Genomic DNA, 17705 nt, shown 5'->3' with positions numbered 1-17705 from the left:
GGCCAGGGATTGTCGGATGGATGTACTCGAGGTACTGCATCAGAGTAAGCGGTCGGCCGGGCTCTTTGCACGTCGGATGGAGCTCGTCTCGATTTCACCAGAGCGACACTTCGGCGTGTCGGCTGGCAAACGCCCGCCGATGTGTGATAGGCCCAGATTCCCGGTGATTTCAGCACCGCCGGGCGGCGCCGTGCTGACCAGGCAATTCAGCCAAAGATGGTGCCCGCCAAGATGTTTGGGCAACACCACCGCGCCCGCGGCCGAATACCCTCCGCGACAAAGCAATTCACGACGCAGAGCGGGCTCTGCGCCGTGAACGGTGGACGGGCCGCGGGGCTACTGCGCCGCGAATCGATTGAGGGTGCCGCCGTGCATCGCGCGACCTGCGCGGGCCTGCCGGAAGCCGATCAGCCCACCGGCGCCGGTCAGCACCAACAGGCCGGTGAAACCCGGAACTGCGACAGCGGCGACCTCACTCAGGCCGGCCGCGCGGAGGTCGTCGGAATAGCCGGCCCGGTACGGCGCCGCCGCGACGATCGCGTTGTCGGCCGCGAACACCCGGTCAGCCGGTGCCGGGGCGCGCCCCGGCAGTTCCCCGGTGCCGCCGGAGTGGCCGGCGAAACGCGAATCCGTCTGCGCCCCACCGGATGCCACGGGCTCGACGCGGGTCCCGAAGTCGCGGCCGGTGGACACGGCGCGCGGCACTCCGGTCACCGGCGTGCCGACCGGCGACGACAGCTCGGCCACGGCGGAGGCCCACCCGTCGACCACGGGCAGCGCTTGCGCGACAGCAAACCCCGGCAACGCGGCCACGGTTCGGATCGGTTCACCCAATGCTGCCGGCAGCGGCCCCGTCAGCGCCGTCACCGGCGCCAGTGGCGCATCCGCCACGACGAGTGCGGTCTGACCGGCCGCGGCACTCGCCGCGGCCAACGGTACGGAGACCGACTGGACCGACGGCGCGGTGGTGGGAGTTTCGGCAATGCTCGCGGGTTCGCTGGCCGGTGCGCTCTGCGTCGTGTTCACGACGCCCGAAGGCAGGGCGGCCGACGTGCTCGAGGACGACGTCGCCGACGAGATGTTGGAGCCGTTGCGGCCGTCGCCGAATTTGGGCGTCAGTTGCTGGCCCGGAGAGGGCGTGACTCCGAAGCCGGTGAGCGCACCGGTTCCGACAGTGGTGGCGGTGGTGGTCAGCCCGCCGAACGCCTTGCGGAGGTCCCCAAGGGAAGACAGGCCCGGGCGCGACGTTCCCGAGCTGTCCCCACCTGCATCACCAGAAACACTGGGAGAGAGCGGCATATCGATCGGTGCAGCGCTCGCCACGCCGACACTGATAACCGGTGCGGCGACCAGCCAGGTCACCGCTGCCATGCGCAGGTGCGTCGCCACGCTGCATCCATCCTCTCGAAGCCGACTGCCAGCGGCCTCTGTCTAGTTTGCCACGAGAATTTGCTGTTGCGAAAATTTTCGTGACATCAACAACCATATTAGGGCAGTCGGCGCGAGAAATCAGAACGGCACAGTGGGCAGGTACTTGCCATCCAGGGTGATGACGGCTCGTTCGCCACCGTTGGGATCAGCAACCTTCTGCACATCGAGCCGGAAGTTGATGGCGGAGATGATGCCGTCACCGAACTGCTCGTGGACCAGCGCCTTGAGTGTGGTGCCGTAGACCTGCAGCATTTCGTAGAACCGGTAGATGGTCGGGTCGGTGGGCACGCCACCGGGGATGGACCCGCGCGTCGGGATGGTCTGTAGCAACCGCACTGCGGCATCGTCCAGGCCCAGCAGTTCACCGACGGCCTTGGCCGACTCTTCCGGAAGCGCGTGCTGGCCGAGGACGGCGGCCGTCGTGAAGGCCACCGACAGGCCGGCCGCGTCGGCGATCTGCTGCCAGGACAGGTCCTTGCGGGTCTTGGCTTCGACGGCCGTGGCGGCGAGGAGCTGACGGGCGGTCGGGTCGAATTGTGCGTGGATCATGACGGGACTTCCTTCCGGAGGGCGGGTGGTGTTTCGAGCGGGTGTCAGTGCTGCGCCCAGGTGCCGTACGGCACCATCGGGTTGGTGCCGAACGGCACGTAGGGGTTGGCACCGCCGATGAAGGTGTCCTGTGCGTACACGGGAACCGGGCCGGGAAGTGCCACCGTCCCGCCGTTGTCGGCCGATGCCGGGGCGGCCAGGCCGATCGTGAGCGCGGCGAATGCGCCGACGGCCAACCCGGTTGTCATGGCGCCGAGGCTGTTCTTCTTCATGATGGTGTTTCCTTTCTTGCTGCATTCACCATGTACGAACAGCACCTATAACGTCCAATAGCCACTTTTCACGCTTGCCATAGACAGCATCTATAGTTGGCGCCATGGCTGGACTCGAGCTCCGTCACCTGCGGTATCTCCTCGCCGTTGCCGAACACGGCAATTTTTCCCGCGCCGCCGAGGAGCTATATGTGTCGCAACCCACGCTCTCGCAGCAGATCAAACAGCTGGAAACGACGCTCGGCGTGCAACTCGTCGACCGCGGCGGCCGCACGGTCCGGCTGACGGATGCCGGCGCCGCTTTCGCCGAGCGCGCCCGGAGCGCACTCCGCGAACTGGCCGCCGCCGAGCGGGCCATCGAGGACGTCCAAGACCTCTCCCGCGGGCACCTGCGCCTGGGCATCACCCCGACGTTCATCACTTATCTGATCGGCCCGCTGACGGCCGAGCTGTACGCCCGCCATCCCGGGATCACCCTGACCGTGGTCGAGATGTCCCAGGACAGCATCGAAGCGGGCCTGCTCGCCGACGATCTCGACGTGGGCATCGCGTTCGTCGGCGCTCCCGTTCCCGGCATCGAGTTCGCCGCGCTGTTCACCGAGCACCTCGGCCTCGTGGCCGGTGGGCCGCGGGCCACCGGTCTGGCGGTCCCCCTGCCGGTCCGCGCGCTGGACGATGTCCAGCTGGCGCTGCTCAGCAGTGACTTCCTCACCCGGACCCACATCGACACCTATTTCGCGGCACACCATGTGGCCCCGCGGATCATCATCGAGGCCAACTCCGTCCAGGCCCTCACCGAGATCGTGCAGCGCACGCCGCTGGCGACGGTGCTGCCGGACGCCGTCACCCACGACCATCCGCACCTCACGCCGGTGCCACTGGACCCGCCCATTCCGACCCGGACCGTCGCGATCCTGCGCCGCGACGGCGGCTACCACAGCGCGGCCGCATCCGCGTTCGTGCGGCTCACGCACGAACTCGTCGCAGATCGCGGCTATGCACCGCCCGGGTGATCGTCAGAAGAAAGCCGTGTCGCGCAAAGCAATTCACGTGCCGGCCGCACGGGGGAACTCAGACGTGAACGTTCCTCCCACTCTCAATTTATGGCACACCCCGGGGCTTGCGGCAAGGCCCCGGTGGTGCCGCACAATCGTCCGGCCAGTCGGTACGACGAATGGGGGATGTCATGACGAACACGCCGAAGCCTTTTGAAGTGCATGAGTCGGGCGCGCTGCTGCACGGCACCAAGGCCGACCTCGCGGTGGGTGATCTGCTGCAGCCCGGGTGGGAATCGAACTACGAGACCGGCCGCGTCTCGAACCACGTCTACGTCACGCGGACACTGGACGCCGCGGCCTGGGGAGCCGAACTCGCGGCCGGCGACGGTCGCTGCCGCATCTACATCGTCGAGCCGCTGGGCGAGCTGGAGGACGACCCCAACGTGACGGACAAGAAACTGCCGGGCAACCCGACGCACTCCTACCGCACCCGCGAGCCGGTTCGCATCGTCGGTGAACTCACCGATTGGGTCGGGCATTCACCGGAGCAGATTCAGGCGATGCGCGACGGCCTGGCCGACCTCCAACGCCGGGGCCTTGCCGTCATCTACGACTGACGGTCAACACCAGCCAAAGCCATCGCAACCCTTTTCAATCGATATCCGTAAGCCTAGACTTACCGTTAGTGACTACTTACGAAACGGCCGACCCCTGGGGTGCTCTCGCCGACCGCACCCGGCGGACGATCTTCAAACGATTGGCCGCCGGGCCGCTCGCGGTCGGCGAGCTCGCCGAGGGACTGCCGGTCAGCCGGCCGGCGGTGTCCCAGCACCTCAAGGTGCTGCGTTGCGCCGGCCTGGTGACCGATCGGCAGGTCGGCACCCGGCGCATCTACCAAGTCGACCCCCGTGGCGTCGCGGCCCTGCGGGCCGAACTCGACGTGTTCTGGGACAAGACCTTGACGGCGTTCAAACAGCTGGCCGACGACGAAGGGAAACATTCATGACCGAGGTGGCACCGATCCGCAAGAGCGTCGTCGTCGAGGCGCCGGTCGACAGGGCGTTCGCGTTGTTCGTCGGCCGCTTCGACGCCATCAAACCCCGCGACCACAACCTGCTGGCAGTCCCGATCGCGGAGACGGTCTTCGAAACCCATGTGGGCGGCCACATCTACGACGTGGGCACCGACGGCAGCACGTGCCGGTGGGCACGCGTGCTGGCCTACGAGCCGCCCAAGCTCGTGGTCTTCTCGTGGGACATCGGGCCGACATGGCAGGTCGAATCCGACCCCGACAAAACCAGCGAGGTCGAAGTGCGGTTCACCGCCGAAGCCGACGGGCGGACGCGCGTCGATCTGGAGCACCGGCATCTGGAACGCCACGGCGCCGGCTGGCGATCGGTGGCCGACGGTGTCGACGGCGAGGCCGGCTGGCCGCTGTACCTGAACCGGTACCACGACATCGTCGCCGCGGAGGCGTGACCATGTCGTCGCAGCGTTCCATGCTGGACCTCGCGTACGAGGAGCGTCGCGACCTCGCCGCCTATCTGCGGACGCTGTCCGACGCTGACTGGCAGGCCCCCACGTTGTGCACCGAGTGGTCGGTGAAAGACGTTGTCGCACATGTCGTGAGCTACGAAGAGCTCAGCATCTTCGGCCTGCTGCAGCGCTTCGTCCGGGGACGGATCGTGCGCGCCAACGAGGTAGGCGTGCGGGACTTCGCGAGCTACACCCCCGCGCAGTTGATGGACTTCCTCGAGGCCCATCTGCGTGCGCAGGGGCTCACGTCGGGGTTCGACGGGATGATCGGACTAGTCGACGGGACTGTCCACCACCAGGACATCCGCCGGGCGCTCGGCCATCCGCGCACCATCCCGGCCGAACGCCTCGAACGCATCCTCCCGGCAGTCCCGGGCAACCCGCGACTGGGCGCAGGAAAGCGAATCCGGGGGCTGCGGCTGCGGGCCACCGACGTCGACTGGCAGCACGGCGCGGGGCCCGAGGTGCTTGGCACGGGCGAGGCATTGCTGATGGCGATGACCGGACGCCCGGCAGCCGTCGACGAACTGGGCGGCCCGGGTCAGCCGATTCTCGCGGCGAGATTGCGGTAATCGCACAACGCGAGAAATCAGCCGTTTGTACTGCAGACAGACGGCTGCTCATGCGGTATTCCCATTAGAGGGACATATGTCCCTCTTTCGGGCCGCGCGAGAGGACCGACCATGAGCAACGCCACGTACGTCGGACGGGTCGGGGGACTGGCGGTGGCACTCGGGGTCGGTTTCGCGATCGCGAGTACACCGGGTACGGCGTGGGCCGACGATGCGGCGAATCCCGGAGCCACCTCGGCGCCGGCACAGAACGCCGCGCCCGAGGCGGCCGGCGCCACGAAGCCCGGCGCGAATGCCGGCAAGAACAAGCGCCCGCCGGGCAAGGCGAGCAGCGACAAGCAGCGCGCCACGAAACCCACACCGACGGCGGCAGACAGTCCCGCGAAGACGCAGGCGACCGCGAAGACCGTCACCGGGTCCACGAAGAAGCCCACGCCGCGCGCCCTCCAGGCCGACGTGGAAACCGTGTCGGCCCCGGCACCGCGGGCGGTGGCCGCAACGGTCGTCGCGACATCGGCGGTGACGCCGTCGGTCACGTCCACCCCGACGCAGGCGAACGGCGCGGTCAGTGTCATGTCGGCGTCGAGCCTCGAGTCGTCGGCGAACGGTGGTCCCATCGCCCCGGACTTCTCGCCGGTGGCCGCCGTGCTGGCGGCCTGGGGCACCCGCACCCGGATCGAGGCCCAGACGAAACCCGCCGCGGTCACCTCGACGAGTCAGCCCGTGGTCGCCACCGCGGCGCAACCTGTGGTCGCGACCGCCACGCAGCCGGTCCCCACGGCCGCGACGACGAACGTCCCGTCACCCTGGCTGAACTACTCAAAGTCGATTTCGGTGGGCACCAATCCCGGCGCGGAGGTGATGGGTGCCGACGGCCGGCTGTACGTCGCCAACACCGGCAGCAACACGGTCTCGGTCATCAACACCACCACCGGAAAGCGCATCGACGCCAACCCGAGCTGGTTCTCGCAGGACATCTCGGTCGGTACCGCGCCGAGCGCACTGGCGCTGAGCCCCGACGGCACCCGGTTGTACGTCGCCAACAGCGGCAGCGGCACGGTGTCGGTCATCAACACCGTCGGCTACAAGCGCATCGACGCCAACCCGAGCACGTCGTCGAAGGACATCACGGTGGGCACCACGCCGAGCGCCTTGACGGTCGGCGCGGACGGCCGAATCTATGTGGCCAACAAGGGCAGCGGCACCGTGTCGGTCGTCGACCCCACCACCTACACCGTCACCGACACCATCGGCGTCGGTAGCCAACCGACCGCTCTCGCGCTCGGCACCGGGAAGGTGTACGTCGCCGATCAGGGCAGTAATACCGTCTCGGTGATCGACACCAGCACCCTCGGCGTCACCGGCATCGCGGTCGGCACCTCACCCACCGCGCTCGCCTTGGGCACCGGCGGCACGCTCTATGTGGCGGGCCAGAACAGCACGCTGTCCACCATCGACACCGCCACCGGCACCGTGCTGCCCGGCGCGGTCGCGGTGGGTCCCGCCCCCAGCTCGGTGGCCGTCAGCGCCGACGGCAGCATCGCCTACGTCGCCAACGGCAACGACACCGTCTCGGTGATCAACACCGCCACCTCGGCCGTCGTCAGCACCGTCCGGTTCGACACCGATGCCGCCGGTGGCCACGCCGTCGCCGTCGCCCCGGGCGGCGCCGTCTACGTCACCGACGCGACCGACCGCACCGTGCGTGTGCTCGTGCCGCCCTCGCTCATCGCGACGTCGGTGACGAAGATCGGGAGCGTCGGCGTCTCGGGCGTCGGCTCGACCCTGTTGAGCACCGACGGCACTCGCGCGCTGGTCATCACCGGCCCCTCGCCCATCTCGACGACCAGCACCACCCGCGTCGCGGTGATCGACACCGCGACCGGCAAGCAGGTCGGCAGCACGGTGTCCATCGCCGGCAAGCCCGTCGTCCCGGCATTCAGCGCCGACGGCACGCGGGCCGTGATCACCGCCGCGGGCACCGCGACGACACAGCTGGCGGTGATCGACCTCGCGACCGGCAAGCAGACCGGAACGACCCTCACCCTGCCGGGCGCGGTCGGCGTGCAGCTGCTGTCGGCCGACGGCAGCCGCGCTCTGACCACCACCTACGGCTCGGGCACCACGCAGGTCGCGGTGATCAACACGCTCACCGGCGCCCAGACCGGCACCACTGTCTCCGTCACCGGCAACAGTCTGGAGCCGCCCGTCCTGACTGCCGATCGCACCCGCGCCCTGATCACCACCAGCCGCCCGATCTGGGAGGCCCCGGACACCACACGGGTGGCGGTGCTCGACACCACCACGGGCACCCAACTCGGCACCACCGTCGAGATCGCCGGCAACGAGCTGGCCCCGCCGGTCCTCAACGCCGACGGCAGCCGGGCCGCGATCACCAATCAGATCAGGGATTTCGCCTCGGGCTACACCACGCAGGCGACGGTGATCAACGTCGCGACCGGCGCGCAGGTCGGCGCCACCGCGGACCTCGACGGTGAGGGCATCTCGTACGGCGCAGCGGTATTCAACGCCGCGGGCAACCGCGTCGTCTTCATGGCCCGCACGGAGGGCCCGGTCAACACGTTCACCACCCGGCTGGCGGTCCTGGACGCCGCCACCGGCGCCCCGGTCGGCACCGGTCTGGTCGTCGCCGGCGACGGGGCCCGCGAGCTCAGCGCCGACCGGACCCGCATGGTGATCACCGCGACGTCGACCGACCCGGTCACTCAGGTGACGACCACCAAGCTCGCGACCGTCGACCTCGCCACCGGCAACCAGATCGGCGACGTCACCCTGCCCGGCACCTGGCGCTCGCTGCTGATGACGCCCGACGGCAGCCGCGCCGTCACCATCGCCGGCGACAACGCCGGGACGCACGTGGCCGTGATCAACACCCTCACCGGCGCCCAGACCGGCACCACTCTCAACCTCGCAGGCGAGGAATTCGGCTCCCGTCTCATCAGCGTCGACGGCAGCCGGGCGCTGATCACCACGTCTGTCTACAACGGGGCCACGAGCGTCAACAGCGAGCGATTGACGGTGCTCGACACAACGACCGGCGCGCAGATCGGCAACACCGTGACGCTCATCGGTTTCCTCAACGGCGGGGTGCAGTACAGCGCCGACACCGGGCGTGCGGTGGCGATGACCATCAGCAGCAATTTCAACACCACCGGCGTCCCCACGTCGCAGGTGGCGGTGCTCGATACGACCACCGGCTTCCAGCTGGGCAGCACCCTCACCCTCAAGCCCGACAACGGCTACCTCGTCCTCAGTGGCAGCGGCACCCGCGCCGTCGTCAGCACCGGGAGCCAGCTCGTGGTCATCAACACCGCCAACGGCGCACAGGTGGGCAGCGCCCTCACCGGGGTGGGCAGCAATCCGCTGTTGACGGCCGACGGCAGCCGCGCGCTGACCACCGGAATCTCCTACAACGCCTGGACCCGCACGTACACGACGACGGCACGGGTGCTGAAGATCGTCTAGTGGTGGTCGTGGCCGGCGTGGTGCTCGTGGCTGCCCTCATGTCCCGCGTCGGGCGAGCCGCCCATCATGCGCAGCATCGGGATGCCGCCGGTGCGGACGAAGCGCAGCACCAGACCCGCGGCCAGCAGCAGGAAGACGATGTTGAGCCACGTGGTGTAGTTCCAGGAGATGCCGCTCTCCATCACCATGGCGTGGCGCTGCGTGGGGATGAGACCCGTTGCGCCGAACAGCAATTCGACAAGGTAACCCGCCGCGACCATCGAGACGTAGAAGGTGGCCAGCAGCGTCAGCATCATCCGGGTGCCGTAGTACTTCCGGTAGATGTTGAGGATCGGCAGGATCAGCAGGTCCGCGAAGATGAACGCGACCACGCCGCCGAAGCTGATGCCGCCGTTCCACAGCACCGCCGCCAGGGGCACGTTCCCGATGGAGCAGACGAACGACACGATCGCCACGACCGGCCCGACGATCGGTCCCCAGATCGCCGACCACGTCGGATCGTCGGCGAGAAAGAAGTTCTCCCAGAACGTATTCGGCACCCACGCGGCGATGGCACCGGCGATGAGCAGGCCGATGATGAGGTCCCGCAGGATCGCCGCCCACTCCATGACGAAGACGTGCGAGACGGACGTGAAGCCGGGTCCCGAGAACAGGCGCTTGGCGAACGAGCCCTCGCCCTGCACCGACATGTCCATGGCGGCATGCCCTTCCATCGAACCGGCGATGCCCTGGTCCGCCTGCACGCGGGCCGCGTCGATGAGGCGGCTGCGCACGAACAAGCGGAACAGCACCGCCAGAACGACGATCATGATCGGGCCACCGATGAACTCCGCGGCGGTGAACTGCCAGCCCATCAGCAGGGCCAGGATGATGCCGAGTTCGACGACGAGGTTGGTCGAGCCGATCTCGAAGGCCATCGCCGCGGTGAAGTTGGCGCCTTTGCGAAACAGCGAGCGCGCCAACGCCACTGCCGCGTACGAGCACGACGACGATGCGGCGCCGAGTCCGGCGGCCACGGCGAGGGTCTTGGGCTTGTCGTCGCCGAGGAGGCGGACGATCGTCGATTTCCGGACGACGGCCTGCACGACAGCCGACAGCGCGAACCCGAGGATCAGCGCCCAGAGAATCTCCCACGTCATCGAACCGGCCAGGGCCAGTGCGTGACCGATCGCAGCGATCGCGGCGTCCATCAGGTGACGTTAACCCGTCAGCGGCATTCCGAATCGTCGAGCGTGGGGGTTCACGCGGAAAATCGGCCGGATCTCCACGTCATCCCCCACGCTCGACGGTGATCAGACCGGGCTGCCGATGAACTCGATGCCGGCGTTGATCGCCGGGCGGTGCCGCAGCATGCGATAGTGCGCGAGCTTGCCGAGACCCTTCGTGGTGAGCAACTCGGAGCCGGGCCACGAAGCGGCGAGCTTCACGCTCGACGAGTAGGGGCTGTCGGGGTCGTCGGGGTCGTGAATGAGCAGCAGCGGCGGGTGGCCCGCGCGGGCCGCGAGGTTGACCATGTTGGTCTCTTCCAGCGACATGCCGATCCTGCGGACCAGGCGCTTCTGCAGGCCCGCACGGATCCGGGGGCCGAAGTTGTGGCGCGCGGCGAACAGGTCCAGGTACATCGGGTAGTCGCCCATCGGTGCGAGCAGCACCAACCGGCCGACCTTGGCGCCGTTCACCGCGGCGGCCATGGTGGTCGCGTTGGCCCCGAGCGAGTGCGCGACGACGGCGTGCGCCGGCCCGTGTTCGCGGATGACGGCCGCGACGGCGTCGGCGCATTCGATGGCGGTGGTGCGTCCGGGCGCGAGCGCGCCCGGGTCGGACTCGTTGTGGCTGGGCAGGTCGAACGCGATGACGCGATAGCCGGCGGTCACCAGCGGTTTGATGAACATGCCCAGGTGCGGCCGGCGGCCGCCCCAGCCGTGCACGAGGTACACCGGCGGCCCGTCGCCCCAGGATTCCCCGGCGATGCGGTGGCCGTCCCAATGCGCTTCCAGCGGTGCGCCCGGCTGGACACCGGGCGGCATGCGCAGGCTCTGCTCGATGATCGGCGGGGTGCACCACAACTCGGTGGCCCAGCGGGATCCGATGGGCGGGGCGAATCGCTCGAGTAAGGCGAACTGTTTGCGGATCTTGGGATCGACCGGCGGTTGCACACCGGAGCCCTCGACGTCGAGCACGACGTCACGGTCCGAAGACGACTCGACCATGTGTCGAATCCTAACGACGTGGAGGCAGCGAAACTCAAGCTGGCCGCCGACGCGTCGCGCTTCTGCTCAGTGTTTCGACTCGCCTTCGACTCCTGCTTCTGCTGCGCGCGGCGGCCAAATATCCGGTCGGATGTTTGGCGGCTTGCCGCCCTCATTAAATATCGGGTTGCCAACGATGTCGACTTCCGAGAAGTCAACCTGCTGGCATTGCCACGCCGCGCCATCAAAGCCTATATATGCATTTTTAAATTCCGCCCCTTTGAAGTCTACCGAGTAACCAGAAAAAACTGCGTTGTCAAAGGAGGCGAATCCACCCAGAAATTGAGTCGACTCAAACCATACGTATCGGCACGAAAAGTTCACCCTTTCAAAAAGCGCGGAATGATGAAAGACTGTGCGAGTAAAGTTGGCCGAATCGCCCGCGAACGTGGCTCCACTAAAGTCGACTTGCTTGCTAAACACGCAGTCCCCGAAACGCGCCGCACGTAGGTATGCGCCCTTGAAATCAAACTCCAGATCACTCCATGAGATAGCCGCATCTCGACGTAGATGATTATTGATTAGCAACACAATGTTATCGCGGACATCGACGTCGTCAGAGCGATAATCGTAGTGCTTTTCAACGTACTCTTTGTCATCGACTTGAGTACGAACCGTAAAACCAGACATCGAGTCTGCCTCATCCCGGACCAAGTACGGTTGACGCAAATAACTACACAAGAGATTGATGCACGATTGCGCTTCCTTACTGTCGTTCCTTGCGAGCCAATCGTCCGCCAGAGCACCGAGGGCATAGACACCTGCACTTCGAACCGTTCCTGACGAACTATCAAGCTGAGCGCTGATCGCTGTGTATCTGTCTCGCAGGCCGCGGAGTTGTTCAAGCCCATGGGATGCCACGAACTGTTTCTCGAGTTGCTGACGATTCTTGAATGCCACATACATGGCGACACAAGCAGCCAAAATTGCTGCAAGCGCTGCCGCCCCAGTCGCGAGTGGCTGCGCCCAAATTTCCCAGACACCCTTTGGAAGCGGGGCCGGCAGGTTGATGATTGCAGGAGGTGACGCGGGCACGACGCTGACAGGCGGCGCCGGCATCGGAGGTGGCTGAGGTGGCGGAGGCAGCGGTTCGAGCGGCAACGGTGCCCAACCCGACCAAAAATGATGGTGTCCTTCCAACCCCCAACCCCCAGTTCGATCTGATTCGCCCTGAGGACTAATCATGGTCGACAAGCTGACCGGCCGAGCCTAAACGAAAACCTGAGAGCAAATGCGACACCGTCAGCCCAACGTCCGGGCTTCCATTAGTTGTGGACCGGATGCAGCTCCGATCAGCCCGGGGAGAGGCCCCATTAGGTTTGCCGACCCGTGCTATTGGCGTGTAAGACCCGACGATGAATCACCCCAAGCAGTCCATCGCGTAGCGACGGGATAACTCAAGTCCATTACGTTCCTGAGATGGTGAGCTGGACGGTATGGGAACGGCTCTGTCACAAGCGAAGCTGGACTGCGCCGAGCGCCTCCGAGGCCGGAGCCGGGCCGGGGCGCCTCACCATGGTGCGCAATCTCCTTGCGGAGCGGCTACCGGGCCTCAGGGGCGAGGACATGTACCGCGAGGAGTTGGGCGCACGGCCTCGTTGACGGAGTGCGCCGGTCCGGGCCCGCTGTCCCTGGTGTGAACCAGCTCCGGATCCGATCCCGTACAGCAACTCACCTGCCACACTCACAATGTGCAAATCACCGCGATCGCGGGGTACCGCGTGATCCGTCCGCTCGGTGCGGGCGGTATGGGGCAGGTGTTCCTCGTGCAGCACCCGCGTCTACCGCGGCAGGATGCTCTGAAGCTGCTCGACGCCGGGGTCAGCCGGAATGACGACTTCAAGGTCCGGTTCCAGCGCGAGGCAGACCTGCTCGCCCAGCTGAGCCACCCGAATATCGTCACGCTGCACGACCGCGGCGAGTTCGAGGGCCGGCTGTGGATCACGATGGAGTACGTCGACGGCACGGACGCCTCGGAGCTGCTCAAGGCCGATGGCCCCCTCGACCCTGGCCTGGCGGTCCAGCTGATCAGCGCGGCTGCCGCGGCGCTGGATTACGCCTGGCGGAAGCAGAAGGTCACGCACCGCGACGTGAAGCCGGCCAACCTCCTGGTGAGCATCGACGAGTCCGACGGTGCCTGGCAGATCGAGTCGGTGAAACTAGCGGACTTCGGTATCGCAAAGGCGGCTGGCGAGTCCACCTCGCTCACATCCACCGGGATGACCGTCGGGACGATGCAGTACATCTCGCCGGAGGCGATCGAGGGCGAGGTGGTCGATAACCGCTCGGACCTGTATTCGTTGGGCTGCACAGCATTTCACCTACTGACAGGCCGGACGCCCTTCGCGGGCACCACCATCGCTTCCATCATGAAGGCGCACCTGGTCCAAGACCCGCCGCGGATCAGCGAGGTCGCACCACACCTGCCCGCAGCGATGGACCCAGTGTTCGAGCGGGTGCTGGCGAAGGAGCCGGGCGACCGGTACGAGTCGTGCGCGGAGTTCGTCTCGGCGCTGCAGGAGGCGGCTGGTGGTGAGGTGCGCTATCCGGCATCCGCTCCGACGTTGGCGGCGGCGACACTGCCGTCGAACGGGCCCACACAGGTTCGGAAGGTCGCGACGAAGGCCTCGCCTATGCCGCAGCCGAAGTCCCGGACGGCTCCGATCGCTGCGGCGGTGGTGGCGACGGTCGCGGTCGCTGCGACGGCGGTCGGTATCTACGTCACGCGTGGTGGGAGTGATGAAGCCGCGGCGCCGGCGGCCAGCACGGCGGGGATTTCGACAACGGCAACCGTGACTCCTTCGCCATCGGCGCAGGCCGCGCCGCTGCCCGACAGCCCATCACCAAACGCAGGCTGCCCAGGCACTGCCAGCGCTCACCACGACCTTGAGCATCCCTATTTGGGCCGGATGCGGGTTTTCGTCATCCCCCGGGCAGCGTCGTACGGCATCTCAGGCGTCGACGGTGCCTGCGTGTCTGCTGTGACCGGCGCCGGTTCGGTTCTCATGCCGCTTTCCGTCAAGTTCGGCTACGGGTTCGAGTTTGCCGAGCCGGCCTCCGATGCGACCGGCAATCTCTTCGTTCGCTACAAGGGCGGCGGAGCTCACAACCCTGCAATGGTTCTGGTGTTGGTCCCGACCGCACAGGGGTTCAGGACCATCGGTGAAGACAAGCTCGACACCGAACTGATCGGTCCCGGTGTCGACGGACAATATGTGCTTCGCGAACACCAGAACGACTGCACACCCTCATGCGCTGAGGGGACATGGACCAACAAGGACTTGCATTGGGACGGAAGCGGTTACGTTGGGGAGGGCAAGCCGGCGACGTCCGCGGTCACTTCGACCCGCACCGCGGTGACGACGACCACGAGTGCTCCCCTCCTGTACGAGGGCAAGCCGTGCACCCCGGCTGAGTCCGGCGATGTGTCACCCGACGGCACGTTGTACTGCAGCATGGAGACGGGTTCGTGGAGAGACAAGACCCACCAGAGTCGGCCCGCCGTCCAGCTCGGGTCGGCGTGCAGCGAGCCCGGGGCGCGCGCCCGTGTCGTGCAGATCGATGGGATCGCCACTTGCAAGGCAGACCTGAACGGCGACTTAGCGTGGGGCTGGTGAGCGGAACTCTGCCCGGAACGTCGCCCCCGCCGAGTAGCCTCCGACTCGTGAATAGGACTTCGGCCGGCAGCCTCTGGATCATGCCGTAGCTCCGTCGCCGTAGACGTTCTGCGTACTCGGCGGGGCTACCGGATCCCGAGGGTTCTGCCATGTCCCACACCGATGCCCATAAGCCTTACCGCGCCCGCGTCACCCGCCGTGGAGTCGCTGTGCGCGCTGTCCACCGCTGCGGCGGCCGCGAGTGCGACCTTCCGGGCCCCGACTCCTCTTGGAAAATCGGCCGGGATCGGCCGCGGCTACTGGGAATTCGTCTACACAGCCCCCGCGCCTGCTCCTGTCGGATGTGCCACTGGCACCGCAATCTCGAGTTGCGCCGCGCGGCGGTGTGTGCCGAGCTTCGGGCGATGGCCCGCGAGTGGAAAGCAGCTGGCGAGAGGCCTGGTTGGGAGGCGGGAGGACGCCGCGTGGCATGCCAGAACCTCAACCCGCCACGTCGATAGTGAATGACGGCTGCGGGCCCGCCCAGCGAGGTACGGATGCCCTGCCCTTCGTCCAGCCGGCAGGACGACTTCACGGTCGCGTTCGGCCGGGGGCTCGCAGCCGAGCCTTAGCCGGAGGGAAGGCCCAGTTTGTCAAAGAAGGCACGGTTCCGCTCAGTTGCTGCATTAACCAGCCCATCGAAGCTCATCACCTCGACGAACGCCCTCGCGGCATTGTTGTAGCCAAAGTAGCCGAGACCATCGTGGGTGGGACGCAGGTCTGAAGTCTCGCACCGCTCGATCATCTTCTCCGTGAGGTCGGCGATGATGTAGCAGAACGCTGGGGGATCCTGGGTGGGCGGGATCGGCCTCCCCGTCGCGGTCAGTACTCCTCCTGCGCGGATCCTCTTCACGTAGTCGAGACACTGCTGGATCGGGTTCTTGTCCTCGGTGGTGTCCTTGCGCATCGGGCGCTTGATCTCGACCACGACGATCGACGGCAGCGGCAGCTTCTGCCCTTCCGCGGCGAGCACCGGAGCGTCGATGAGCCGGGTCGCGAGGATATCGGGCTCCTTCGTCGATTCGGACCCCGTTATCGGCATGCTTTTCAGCGTCTTGTCGGAGGCGAGGTAGTCGTGGAACGCGAGCCTCTCGTCGATGATCCACAGGTTCGAACCGTCGGAGGCGACGTCGTTGGACTCCGTTCGCATCGGGACGATCAGCGAGTGGATCGCGTCTTCTCGGCTGTACTTCCCCTCCTTATCAGCGCGGATCAGCCGCCCAAGCAGGTCCAGCACCGTGCGGCGACGCGAGACATATGCGGCGAGGTCTGACTGGTTGATCTCGCTGACGGTGGCGAGATAGGCCGCGAGACGCTCGGCGTAGTCCTCCGCTGGCTCCGAGTCGGCTTCCGCGAAGATCTCCTGCCCCTGAACGAACGCCTCGGACTCGATCTTCTGCAGGTGCCGGTGGAGCTGGAATTCGAGCTCCTGGTCCTTGACCGACGGATCAACCGTGATGCCACGCTGCTCGATCGTGGCCAACACAGGCCGATACCGGGGAGCGCGCTTGGTTACGAAGTCGTGTACCCGCTGCTTTCCCTGCTCACGAGCCAACTCGAGCGGGCCCTTCAAGATCTCACTGATCGTCCCGGCGACGGCATCACGGATGTCGTCCAACGAGAGGTCGTCGAGGAGCGGTTCCCCCGCGATGCGGTCGGCGATGTCGAAGGCCGTCCGATCAGACCTGACGCGTTCATCCAGGAAGTCCGAGGTCAGATAGCAGGCGTAGACGAACTCACCGGAGGCCTCGTCCTTGAGCTTGCCGTGGAGCCCGGGCACCTTCCCGTTCAGGTTCTCCTCGATGACGACGCGACTTGCCGCGCACCAGTGGAGGCGGGGGACAGAGTTCCGCGCGGTCGCCTTCAGCCGGAGGTTCAGCATGTGGAACTTCTGACCCTTGACCTCGATCGTCGACGACGACATCGCCGAGTCGACGAACTCGTCCATCAGGCTGGCCAGGGACACTGACTCATCGTCGTCCGCGATCGTCACCACGGGCGCACCGCCGGGGCGGAGAAAGTACCAGATGCAGTGTTCGAACACCTCGCGTGCAATGGCGTCGACACCCTTCGGCGCGTGCTGCTGGAACGACTTCTTGAAGCCGTCGAGACTGACGACTGCGCCGGGACGTACGAACCCGTCGGCGTCTCCGTTGTGCTCGACTTCGTGCTCGACCGAGAACTTGAACTGCCGTCCCCGGAGTTCCCCCTCCTCGTCCTCGTACGCGCTCCGGACCGACACCCTGTCGAATGCCTTCAGCCAAAGAAGCCGGCCTACGCCGCGGCAGCCGAGGTCCGACTTGTAGTCGCTGTCGAGAGTCTCGAAGGAGCACATATTCTGCGGCGTGAATCCCACGCCGTCATCGGCGATGGTGAAGCCGACGATTGGCTTCATGGGCGCCCGCCCAGGACCTGCGGAGCCGAAGTCCAGCTCCGCCTGGGCATCGCGGTGCACCCTCACTTCGATCCGGCCGAGTGATTCCGAGTCCCCGGGCCGGGCATCTATCGCCTGAATGCTGTTCACGATCGCCTCGAGGAGCGGCAAGAGTGCGTGGCTCTTCGGCAGGCTTGTGTTCCGGACACGGCCTGCCAGTGATGTGGTCAGAGCCACAGCGCCCCCTACTTCGATCCGACCCTGGGAGACTATCGCCCCCCCACCGTCACCGACGGTCCCATCTCGGCCTGCCTCCGGTTCGAAACTCTGCCGAACCAGCCGCCCCATACCCATCCGCCATCTGTTCCCAGATGATCTAGACTCCGCGGCCGACGCCTTCGAAGCCGCTGCGGACAACTTCCGGACGATCGACTCTCCAAACGAAATCAGGCCCCCTCGAAAGGGGGCCTGATCAGTGTGGCAGGTACAGGATTCGAACCTGTGTAGGCTTCCGCCGACGGATTTACAGTCCGCTCCCATTGGCCGCTCGGGCAACCTGCCGGGTTCGTCGCCTCCCGGTGA

Annotated in this window: 14 protein-coding genes and 1 tRNA gene; 7 read left to right on the top strand and 8 right to left on the bottom strand. The window is 66.5% G+C overall.

Going from position 1 to position 17705, the window contains the following annotated elements; translation table 11 throughout:
- Positions 1 to 336: 336 nt before the first annotated feature.
- The 3 genes from ACJH6H_RS04935 to ACJH6H_RS04925 form a co-directional block, all read right to left on the bottom strand.
- A complete protein-coding gene (locus ACJH6H_RS04935) occupies positions 337 to 1389 on the bottom strand; it encodes a hypothetical protein (RefSeq protein WP_212806978.1) in 1053 nt (350 codons plus the stop codon).
- Positions 1390 to 1509: 120 nt separating this feature from the next.
- On the bottom strand, positions 1510 to 1980 hold the full coding sequence (gene cynS, locus ACJH6H_RS04930) for a cyanase (protein WP_212806979.1): 471 nt from the start codon (positions 1978 to 1980) through the stop codon (positions 1510 to 1512).
- Between the two features lie 44 nt (positions 1981 to 2024).
- Entirely contained in the window at positions 2025 to 2252 is a 228-nt protein-coding gene (locus tag ACJH6H_RS04925) for a hypothetical protein (RefSeq protein WP_244872772.1), read from the bottom strand.
- A gap of 104 nt (positions 2253 to 2356) precedes the next feature.
- Between ACJH6H_RS04925 and cynR the strand changes: the two genes are divergently transcribed.
- The 6 genes from cynR (at position 2357) to ACJH6H_RS04895 (ending at position 8844) form a co-directional block, all read left to right on the top strand.
- Complete coding sequence (gene cynR, locus ACJH6H_RS04920; RefSeq protein ID WP_212806980.1) at positions 2357 to 3265, top strand: transcriptional regulator CynR; 909 nt, start codon at positions 2357 to 2359, stop codon at positions 3263 to 3265.
- Between the two features lie 161 nt (positions 3266 to 3426).
- The gene (gene arr, locus ACJH6H_RS04915) at positions 3427 to 3867 is read left to right on the top strand and encodes an NAD(+)--rifampin ADP-ribosyltransferase (RefSeq protein ID WP_371824483.1); all 441 of its coding nucleotides are present in this window, start codon (positions 3427 to 3429) and stop codon (positions 3865 to 3867) included.
- Between the two features lie 68 nt (positions 3868 to 3935).
- On the top strand, positions 3936 to 4256 hold the full coding sequence (locus ACJH6H_RS04910; RefSeq protein WP_212806982.1) for a helix-turn-helix transcriptional regulator: 321 nt from the start codon (positions 3936 to 3938) through the stop codon (positions 4254 to 4256).
- Complete coding sequence (locus ACJH6H_RS04905; RefSeq protein WP_212806983.1) at positions 4253 to 4729, top strand: SRPBCC family protein; 477 nt, start codon at positions 4253 to 4255, stop codon at positions 4727 to 4729. The genes ACJH6H_RS04910 and ACJH6H_RS04905 overlap by 4 nt, the downstream gene beginning before the upstream one ends.
- Positions 4730 to 4731: 2 nt before the next feature.
- Positions 4732 to 5358, top strand: a complete 627-nt coding sequence (locus tag ACJH6H_RS04900; protein WP_212806984.1) for a maleylpyruvate isomerase family mycothiol-dependent enzyme — start codon at positions 4732 to 4734, stop codon at positions 5356 to 5358.
- Positions 5359 to 5469: 111 nt separating this feature from the next.
- On the top strand, positions 5470 to 8844 hold the full coding sequence (locus tag ACJH6H_RS04895) for a YncE family protein (RefSeq protein ID WP_212806985.1): 3375 nt from the start codon (positions 5470 to 5472) through the stop codon (positions 8842 to 8844).
- Here ACJH6H_RS04895 and ACJH6H_RS04890 read toward each other — a convergent pair.
- The 3 genes from ACJH6H_RS04890 to ACJH6H_RS04880 form a co-directional block, all read right to left on the bottom strand.
- Positions 8841 to 10034: a permease gene (locus tag ACJH6H_RS04890; RefSeq protein WP_406774362.1), complete on the bottom strand. Its 1194-nt coding sequence runs from the start codon at positions 10032 to 10034 to the stop codon at positions 8841 to 8843. The two genes, ACJH6H_RS04895 and ACJH6H_RS04890, sit on opposite strands and share 4 nt — an antisense overlap.
- Before the next feature lie 102 nt (positions 10035 to 10136).
- Positions 10137 to 11054 (bottom strand): alpha/beta fold hydrolase, encoded by a 918-nt coding sequence (locus tag ACJH6H_RS04885; RefSeq protein WP_212806986.1) that lies wholly within the window; start codon positions 11052 to 11054, stop codon positions 10137 to 10139.
- Between the two features lie 66 nt (positions 11055 to 11120).
- Positions 11121 to 12152 carry a pentapeptide repeat-containing protein gene (locus tag ACJH6H_RS04880; protein ID WP_406774361.1) on the bottom strand — a complete coding sequence of 344 codons (1032 nt, stop codon included), beginning with the start codon at positions 12150 to 12152 and terminating at the stop codon, positions 11121 to 11123.
- A gap of 632 nt (positions 12153 to 12784) precedes the next feature.
- On the opposite strand from ACJH6H_RS04880, the gene ACJH6H_RS04875 reads away from it, so the two are divergent.
- Positions 12785 to 14710, top strand: coding sequence for a serine/threonine protein kinase (locus tag ACJH6H_RS04875; protein ID WP_406774360.1), 1926 nt, complete (start codon positions 12785 to 12787; stop codon positions 14708 to 14710).
- Between the two features lie 607 nt (positions 14711 to 15317).
- Here ACJH6H_RS04875 and ACJH6H_RS04870 read toward each other — a convergent pair.
- Positions 15318 to 17360 carry an ATP-binding protein gene (locus ACJH6H_RS04870; protein WP_406774359.1) on the bottom strand — a complete coding sequence of 681 codons (2043 nt, stop codon included), beginning with the start codon at positions 17358 to 17360 and terminating at the stop codon, positions 15318 to 15320.
- A gap of 241 nt (positions 17361 to 17601) precedes the next feature.
- Positions 17602 to 17684 (bottom strand) — tRNA-Tyr (locus ACJH6H_RS04865).
- Positions 17685 to 17705: the final 21 nt, after the last annotated feature.

Origin of the sequence: Mycobacterium sp. SMC-21 (assembly GCF_045310825.1) — a bacterium.
In the GTDB taxonomy this organism is placed as follows: domain Bacteria; phylum Actinomycetota; class Actinomycetes; order Mycobacteriales; family Mycobacteriaceae; genus Mycobacterium.
This window is presented reverse-complemented; position numbering and strand designations above follow the sequence as displayed.

Coding starts and splice junctions, on each gene's coding strand:
- cynS (WP_212806979.1), bottom strand. CDS start 1,980: ATGATCCACGCACAATTCGACCCGACCGCCCGTCAGCTCCTCGCCGCC.
- arr (WP_371824483.1), top strand. CDS start 3,427: ATGGGGGATGTCATGACGAACACGCCGAAGCCTTTTGAAGTGCATGAG.
- ACJH6H_RS04880 (WP_406774361.1), bottom strand. CDS start 12,152: ATGCCGGCGCCGCCTGTCAGCGTCGTGCCCGCGTCACCTCCTGCAATC.
- ACJH6H_RS04895 (WP_212806985.1), top strand. CDS start 5,470: ATGAGCAACGCCACGTACGTCGGACGGGTCGGGGGACTGGCGGTGGCA.
- ACJH6H_RS04900 (WP_212806984.1), top strand. CDS start 4,732: ATGTCGTCGCAGCGTTCCATGCTGGACCTCGCGTACGAGGAGCGTCGC.
- ACJH6H_RS04885 (WP_212806986.1), bottom strand. CDS start 11,054: ATGGTCGAGTCGTCTTCGGACCGTGACGTCGTGCTCGACGTCGAGGGC.
- ACJH6H_RS04925 (WP_244872772.1), bottom strand. CDS start 2,252: ATGAAGAAGAACAGCCTCGGCGCCATGACAACCGGGTTGGCCGTCGGC.
- ACJH6H_RS04890 (WP_406774362.1), bottom strand. CDS start 10,034: ATGGACGCCGCGATCGCTGCGATCGGTCACGCACTGGCCCTGGCCGGT.
- ACJH6H_RS04905 (WP_212806983.1), top strand. CDS start 4,253: ATGACCGAGGTGGCACCGATCCGCAAGAGCGTCGTCGTCGAGGCGCCG.
- cynR (WP_212806980.1), top strand. CDS start 2,357: ATGGCTGGACTCGAGCTCCGTCACCTGCGGTATCTCCTCGCCGTTGCC.